This is a genomic window from Streptomyces sp. NPDC093089 (assembly GCF_044754405.1).
In the GTDB taxonomy this organism is placed as follows: domain Bacteria; phylum Actinomycetota; class Actinomycetes; order Streptomycetales; family Streptomycetaceae; genus Streptomyces.
On record NZ_JBIVPA010000042.1, the window covers coordinates 1 to 1,068 of the forward strand.

A 1,068-nucleotide genomic window follows, 5' to 3' on the forward strand; every position below is an offset into this window, starting at 1 on the left:
GGTGGTTACGGGAGGTTGCGGGCCATCACGATGCGCTGAACCTGGTTGGTGCCCTCGTAGATCTGGGTGATCTTGGCGTCGCGCATCATGCGCTCCACGGGGTAGTCGCGGGTGTAGCCGTAGCCGCCCAGGAGCTGGACGGCGTCGGTGGTGACCTCCATGGCGACGTCGGAGGCGAAGCACTTGGCCGCGGCGCCGAAGAAGGTGAGGTCGCCGTCGACGCGCTCGGACTTCGCGGCGGCCGCGTAGGTCAGCTGGCGGGCGGCTTCGAGCTTCATGGCCATGTCGGCGAGCATGAACTGGACGCCCTGGAAGTCGGCGATGGGCTTGCCGAACTGCTTGCGCTCCTGGACGTAGCCCTTGGCGTAGTCCAGGGCGCCCTGGGCGATGCCGATGGCCTGCGCGGCGATCGTGATGCGGGTGTGGTCCAGGGTCTTCATCGCGGTGGCGAAGCCGGTGCCCTCGGCGCCGATCATGCGGTCCGCGGGGATGCGGACGTTGTCGAGGTAGACCTCGCGGGTCGGGGAGCCCTTGATGCCCAGCTTCTTCTCCGGGGCGCCGAAGGACACGCCCTCGTCGGACTTCTCCACCACGAACGCGCTGATGCCCTTGGACCGCTTGTCGGGGTCCGTGACGGCCATCACCGTGTAGTACTCCGAGACGCCCGCGTTGGTGATCCACCGCTTCACGCCGTTGAGGACCCAGAAGTCCCCGTCGCGCACCGCGCGGGTCTTCATCCCCGCCGCGTCCGAACCCGCGTCCGGCTCCGACAGCGCGTAGGAGAACATCGCGTCGCCCTTGGCCAGCGGCCCCAGGTACTTGCGCTTGAGCTCCTCCGAACCGGACAGGATCACCGGCAGCGAGCCCAGCTTGTTGACCGCCGGGATCAGCGAGGAGCTGCCGCACGCACGCGCGACCTCCTCGATCACGATCACCGTGGCCAGCGCGTCCGCGCCCGCACCGCCGTACTCCTCGGGCACGTGCACCGCGTGCAGGTCGTTCGCCACCAGCGCGTCCAGCGCCTCCTGCGGGAACCGGCCCTCCTCGTCCACCGCCGCCGCGAACGGA

The 1,068-nt window shown here is 69.3% G+C and carries 1 protein-coding gene; it reads right to left on the reverse strand.

Annotated elements, in window-relative coordinates; genetic code table 11:
* Positions 1–5: 5 nt before the first annotated feature.
* Positions 6–1,068, reverse strand: a 1,063-nt coding sequence (locus ACIQFX_RS39145; protein ID WP_402473381.1) for an acyl-CoA dehydrogenase family protein, incomplete at its 5' end; no start/stop codon positions are given.